The organism is Novosphingobium sp., assembly GCF_020852455.1.
In the GTDB taxonomy this organism is placed as follows: domain Bacteria; phylum Pseudomonadota; class Alphaproteobacteria; order Sphingomonadales; family Sphingomonadaceae; genus Novosphingobium.
This window is the reverse complement of sequence record NZ_JADZAT010000001.1, coordinates 186,926-193,031: the sequence shown is the minus strand read 5'-3', so window position 1 is coordinate 193,031 and position 6,106 is coordinate 186,926. Positions and strand designations below refer to the sequence as shown.

The following is a 6,106-nucleotide window of genomic DNA, read 5'->3' as shown; positions in this document are numbered from 1 at the left end:
TATGTTAAATGCAAACTCAGCAATATGGCCCGCTCAGCCGGTGAAATTGCCAAAAAGCAACGCCAGCCCTGCGATGATCATCACCCACACAATTGCCATCTGCAACGTCTTGCGTTGACTGAGCTGGTGACTGCGCAAGCTACCAACCACAAGGATCAGCGCCATGATCCCGCCGATAATCGCCGTGATGGTTTCACCATCGGACATGTTCATGCTGCAACCTCCAGGCCATCATAGCCAACCAGCACATGCGCCGGAACTTCCGCCGACAAGGTGACATAATCCATGCTCTTGTCGAGATGCGTCAGCACCCCCTGACGCGCCCGGCAGGCTTCGATCAGTTCAAGCGACATCGCCAGGTGCGAATGCGTCGGATGCGGATCGCGGCGCAGGCAATCGGTCACCAGCACATCAACACCTGTAAACAGATCAACCATCTCGCGCGTAATCGCGCTGAAGTCTGTCGCGTAACCAACCGATTTGCCGTCACAATCAAAGCGGTAGCCGGTCGATTCACCGGGACCGTGCGGCATCTGGCAATGCGCCACGCCAAAGCCCACGCACATCCGCAACCGATCGAGCGTATCGAGCTCGATCAGCGTCGGATATCCATACTGCCCGGCAAAGACATAGCCAAACCGCGCCCGCAGGATCCGCGCGATTTCGCTGTGCGCATAGCCAGGGATCGGCCCAGCGCGGCCATAGCGCAGCACGCGCAGGTCATCGATGCCGTGGGCGTGATCGGCATGTTCGTGCGTCCAGAAGACCGCGTCGATCCGGTCTATGTCATTCGTCAGCAGTTGGGCCCGAAGATCGGTCGAGGTATCGACAAGCAGCCGCTTTCCAGCATCGCTTTCGACCATGATCGAGACGCGTGAACGGCGATTTCTGGGCTCATTTGGATCACACTGGCCCCAATCGTTGCCGACGCGCGGCACCCCAGTGGACGTGCCGCAGCCTAGCAGCAGGACCTTCACAGACCGGCCTTGGCAAACAGCCGCGCGAAATTGCGCGTCGTGACCTCGGCCAGATCTTCCGCCGTAGTGTCACGCAATTGCGCGACAAATCGCGCTGTATCGGCCGTAAACGCCGGCTCGCAGACCTGGCCGCGATGCGGCACCGGCGCCAGGAACGGCGCATCGGTTTCAACCAGAATGCGATCTTCGGGCAATTCTGCGGCTATCGCCTGCAAATCCTTGGCATTCTTGAAAGTCACGATCCCGGACAGCGAGATCGTCAGGCCCAGATCGAGCACTTTACGGGCGAAATCGGCCGAGGCGGTGAAACAGTGAATCAGCGCCGGATAGACCCCCTTCTCCATTTCGTCCGCCAGGATCGCAGCCGTATCCTCCTCGGCATCGCGGGTATGGACGATCAGCGGCAGGCCGGTTTCGCGTGCAACGGAAATATGACGCCGAAACAATGCCTTCTGCACGTCACGTTCCGAGCGATCGTAATAATAGTCCAGTCCGGTTTCACCGATTGCAATCACGCGCGGATGTTCCGCCACCGCCAGCAGCGCAGCTTCGCCCATGTCGGCGTGGCCATCAGCCTCGTGCGGGTGGATCCCGACCGACGCCCAGACATCAGCCTCGCGCTCGGCAGTGGCAATCACGCTGTCCCATTCGCGCTGCCGGGTCGAGATCGAAAGGAAGCCCCCCACCCCGGCCTGCCGCGCCCGCGCCAGCACGCCCTGCTGGTCCTCGACCAGACCCTTGTATTCCAGGTGGCAGTGCGAATCGATCAGCATCAGGCTGCGTCTTCAGCCGGCAGTTCGAGGCGCGGGAACAGCGGGCTTGGCGCTGCCAACTTGAAGTCGCTTTCGGCAAGCGGCGAGTACCAATGCGCGCCAATCCCCTGATAAGTCCGGTTTTCTTCCGGAATGCCCATCATGTCGAGCAAAGCCTCGGCCTTGGTCGGCACCACTGCCCGGATCCCTACTGCGAGCTGCGCAATACAGATGAACAGCGTGGCCAGCACGGTCTCCATCCGCTCAGGATCGGTCTTGCGCAAGGTCCAGGGCGCCTGCTCATCAATATAGGCGTTGCAGGCAAACACCGCCTGCAGCCAGGCGTCGATTCCCTGCTGCAAGGCCAGAACATCAAAGGCTGCGGGAATGGTCTTTTGCACGGCGTTGCCAACCAGCTCAAACAGGGCGCTGTCGGCCTCGTCATGGCCGCGAATTTGCGGCAACCATTCAAGGTTCTTGGCGATAAAGCTCAGCGTGCGTTGGGCCAGATTGCCGAAGGCGTTGCCCAGTTCGGTATTCCCACGCATCACAATAGCTTCAGGCGAATAGCTGCCATCCTGCCCGAATGCCACTTCGCGCATCAGGAAATAGCGCAGCACATCCACGCCAAAGCGCTCGGCCAGATCCATCGGATCGGTGACATTGCCCAGCGACTTCGATTCCTTCTGCCCGCGATTGAGCAGGAAGCCATGGCTGAACACGTGCCGGGGAATTTCAATCCCGGCGCTCCACAGGAAGGCCGGCCAGTAGATCGTGTGGAACCGGGTAATGTCCTTGCCGATCAGGTGCAGATCGGCCGGCCAGTACCGCGCGAAATCGCCGCTTTCGTCAGGAAAGCCGAGGCCCGTGATATAGTTGGTCAGCGCATCGACCCAGACGTACATCACGTGGTCGTCGCTGCCGGGCACTTTCACCCCCCAGTCGAAGCTGGTGCGAGAAACCGACAGATCGCGCAGCCCGCCTTCGACAAAGCGCATCACTTCGTTGCGGCGGCTTTCCGGGCGAATGAAGTCCGGTTGCTCGTTGTAAAGCTTCAGCAGCGGTTCGGCATAGTTCGACAGCCGGAAAAACCACGATTCCTCGACCGTCCATTCGACCGGGGTGCCCTGGGGCGAGAGCTTTTCGCCCCCCTCCCCTTCGGTCAGTTCGCTCTCGTCGTAATAGGCCTCGTCGCGGATCGAGTACCAGCCTTCGTAGCGATCGAGATAGAGATCGCCCTTGGCCTCCATCCGCCGCCAGAGTTCCTGCACCGAAAGGTGGTGGCGCGGTTCGGTGGTGCGCTGAAAATTGTCGTAAGAAACATTAAGGCCATCGCACATATCGATGAAATATTGCGTCATTTCATCGGATAGCTGCTTCGGAGTCACCCCCAGTTCGCGGGCCTTTTGGGCCATCTTCAGGCCGTGTTCGTCGGTCCCGGTCTGGAACCGCACGTCGCGGCCCTGCATCCGCTGGTGGCGCGCGATCACGTCGGCGGCGATCGCCTCATAGGCGTGGCCGATGTGCGGGCGTCCGTTGGGATAGGAAATCGCGGTGGTGATATAGAAGGGTTCGGCCATGGCCGTTTCAGATCTTTCCAAACTGGTTCAAGCGGCCTCTCTAGGCATCGCAAGCGAGGCCAGCAAGGCCCCCACTTCCATTGCGACCAGGCCGGGATCGAAGTTGTAGCTGGGCAACTGGCCGGAAAGCTTCACCAATTCGCCATGAGCGGCGATTACGGCAGCATCGCCCGCGCGTTCCTTGCCAAGCCGGGCGGCGACTACCGCGCGGGCGAGGTCGATGGCGGCGAGTTGGCGCTCGCGGTCAGGGCGGGCGCCGATTTCCTCGGCCAGGGCACCGCGCAGTTCGAAATGCGGGTCGCCCTGGGCGATCAGGCGGAGCATCAGGGCGTGGAGCTTGCCAAGGTCCTGTGCGACGAATTCGAGTGCGGCGCCGGGGGATCCGTCGGCTGCGGCGATGGCGGCGGCGCGGGTTTCGGCGCTGGCCGAGGGCACTTCGTTGCGCAGAATTTCGTCGATCTGATCAGCACTTAGCGTGCCGAACCGCATGATCCGGCAGCGCGAGCGGATGGTTGGCAGCAGGCGGCCCAGCCGGTGCGCGACAAGGATGAAATAGGTCCCGGCCGGCGGCTCCTCCAGGCTTTTGAGGAGAGCGTTGACGGCGTTCTTTTCCATGTCGTCGGCGGGGTCGATGATCACCACCCGGCGGCTGCCCAAGGTAGGCCGGGTGACCAGTCGGGATTGCATCCGGCGGATCTGGTCGATCGTGATATTCCGCTTTGTCTGGAAAGGTTTGCCTTCCGCCTTCTTCTCTTCCTCAGCATCGTTGGCGGGCAGGTGATCGAGCACCAGGATATCAGGATGCGCGGTCCATTCAGGCTGGGAAATGCCCGCTTCGGCGACCAGTTCGGCGGCGGCAGCGCGGGCGAACAGGCCTTTGCCGAGGCCTTTCACCCCGGACAGGATCCAGGCGTGGTGCATCCGCGCCGAGCCGCTTGCTGCGCGCCACTCACGCCAGGCCTCGGCATGGCCATGAAGGGTACTCAAAAGGCACCAAAGCGTGACTGAAGCGCACCCAGAACGTCACCAAACACGCGCTCCGAATTGTTGTTGCCATCAATGCGCGCAAATCGCCCGGGCTCTGCCTCAGCGATACGCGCGAAGGCCGCTGCGACGCGGGCATGATAGGCAGCATCGCGCCCGCCGATCCGATCGGATGAACCCTGATCGCGAGCACTGGCCCTGGCCTCGGCAACACCGGGCCGAACCTCGACCAGCAAGGTCAGGTCGGGCAACAGACCCTGACTGCCAACCCGGTGCAGATCGAGCACATCGGCATCGGACAGGCCCCCTGCCCCGCCCTGGTAGGCGCGGCTCGAATCGACGAAGCGATCGCAGATCACCCATTTGCCCGCCTCGAGCGCAGGCCCGATCAGGCGCTCAACATGATCGGATCGCGCGGCCGCGAACAGCAGCGCTTCGGCGCGGGGATGCCACCCCTCCCCCTCGGTGCCGAGCAGCAGCGTGCGGATCGCCTCGGCCCCGGGCGTGCCGCCGGGTTCGCGGGTCACCACGCATTCGATCCCGCGTTCGGTCAGGGCCTGGGCGAGCAGGCGTGCCTGCGTGCTCTTGCCCGCCCCTTCCCCGCCTTCAAAGGCTATGAACTTGCCGCGCGTCATTCCAGCAGCCCTAGCAGGCCATTGCCGATCCTGTCGATTGGTCCGGCCACCCCTACCCCCCGGACAGTCACCAGTGGCAGGACATGGCTGGGCTGGCCGGGTTGACTGACTTCAAGCCGGGCCACCTGCTGGCCTTTGGTGAGCGGCGCCCTGAGCGGTCCGTCATAGACGATCCGCGCGGTCACCCTGGGCGCCTGCCCCTGCGGCACCGCCAGCGAAAAGGCGCGCGGCACGGTCAACTGCACCTGCCGGGCATCACCGCCCTGCACCCGCGCCGCGCCGACGACATAGCCGGGGCTGAGGAACGCATGGCTATCCCACAGGCGATAGCCCCATTCGGCCAGGGCCCGTGCCCCCTGGGCGCGCGCTGGCTCGCTGGGTGCGCCGCCAATCACCACAACCAGCCTGCGCCCACCGCGATCGACCGCGCCAAGGAAATTGAACCCGGCTTCACGGGTGTGACCGGTCTTGATCCCGTCAGCCCCGGGCAGCACCCCGGCGAACGGATCGTGACTGTCGTAGCGCCCGCCACGCCAGATCATCGACTTCTGGCCGAAGTACTTCCTGTAGCGCTGCGGATGTTCGGTGATAAGCGCCGTTGCCAGCCGGATCAGGTCGTTCGCGGTAACCTGGGTCTTGCCCATGTCGGGCATCCCATTGGGCGTACCAAACCGGCTGCCCTTCATCCCCAATCCCGCCGCCCTTGTGTTCATCGCGGCGATGAAGGCCTGCTTGCTGCCCATGGCCGCCTCGGCCAGCGCAACGGCGGCGTCGTTGGCCGAAACCGTGGTGGTGCCCATCAAGAGGTCACCCACGCGCACCGTTTCACCGGGCCTCAGGTTCAGCGTGGTGCCCCGCCCGGCCCAGCGCGCGGCGGTTTCGGGCCGCACTGTCACCACCGCGTTCTCGTCCAGCTTGCCGGCTGCGATCAGATCGAATGCGATCAGCGCGGTCATCGCCTTGGTCATCGATGCGGGCAGGAAGCGCTTGTCGGCGGCGCGGGCAAACAGCACCTGCCCCGACGAAAGATCGGCCAGCAGCGCGATCGGCGCAAAGCTTGCCGGAGGCGGCGCCAACGTGCCGCTGACTACGATGTCAGGCGTGTTGTCCGCAGGCGCCGAACCGCTGGCCAGCAGCAGTGCAATCGGCAGCAGGTAACGCCACTTGGCCAAGCCCTA

The 6,106-nt window shown here is 63.4% G+C and carries 7 protein-coding genes; all 7 read right to left on the bottom strand.

The window, feature by feature from the left end:
* Nucleotides 1–33: 33 nt before the first annotated feature.
* From IT549_RS00820 to IT549_RS00790, 7 genes are read right to left on the bottom strand one after another with little or no spacing between them, the layout of a single operon-like run.
* A complete protein-coding gene (locus IT549_RS00820; RefSeq protein WP_292969255.1) occupies nucleotides 34–213 on the bottom strand; it encodes a hypothetical protein in 180 nt (59 codons plus the stop codon).
* Nucleotides 210–977, bottom strand: coding sequence for an MBL fold metallo-hydrolase (locus tag IT549_RS00815; RefSeq protein ID WP_292969252.1), 768 nt, complete (start codon nucleotides 975–977; stop codon nucleotides 210–212). Before IT549_RS00815 ends, IT549_RS00820 begins: the two co-directional genes overlap by 4 nt.
* A complete protein-coding gene (locus IT549_RS00810) occupies nucleotides 974–1,750 on the bottom strand; it encodes a TatD family hydrolase (protein ID WP_292969249.1) in 777 nt (258 codons plus the stop codon). The genes IT549_RS00815 and IT549_RS00810 overlap by 4 nt, the downstream gene beginning before the upstream one ends.
* Entirely contained in the window at nucleotides 1,750–3,309 is a 1,560-nt protein-coding gene (gene metG / locus IT549_RS00805; protein ID WP_292969246.1) for a methionine--tRNA ligase, read from the bottom strand. The genes IT549_RS00810 and metG overlap by 1 nt, the downstream gene beginning before the upstream one ends.
* Before the next feature lie 27 nt (nucleotides 3,310–3,336).
* Nucleotides 3,337–4,296 (bottom strand): AAA family ATPase, encoded by a 960-nt coding sequence (locus tag IT549_RS00800; protein ID WP_292969243.1) that lies wholly within the window; start codon nucleotides 4,294–4,296, stop codon nucleotides 3,337–3,339.
* The gene (gene tmk / locus IT549_RS00795) at nucleotides 4,293–4,928 is read right to left on the bottom strand and encodes a dTMP kinase (protein ID WP_292969241.1); all 636 of its coding nucleotides are present in this window, start codon (nucleotides 4,926–4,928) and stop codon (nucleotides 4,293–4,295) included. Before tmk ends, IT549_RS00800 begins: the two co-directional genes overlap by 4 nt.
* On the bottom strand, nucleotides 4,925–6,100 hold the full coding sequence (locus IT549_RS00790) for a D-alanyl-D-alanine carboxypeptidase family protein (RefSeq protein WP_292969238.1): 1,176 nt from the start codon (nucleotides 6,098–6,100) through the stop codon (nucleotides 4,925–4,927). The genes tmk and IT549_RS00790 overlap by 4 nt, the downstream gene beginning before the upstream one ends.
* Nucleotides 6,101–6,106: the final 6 nt, after the last annotated feature.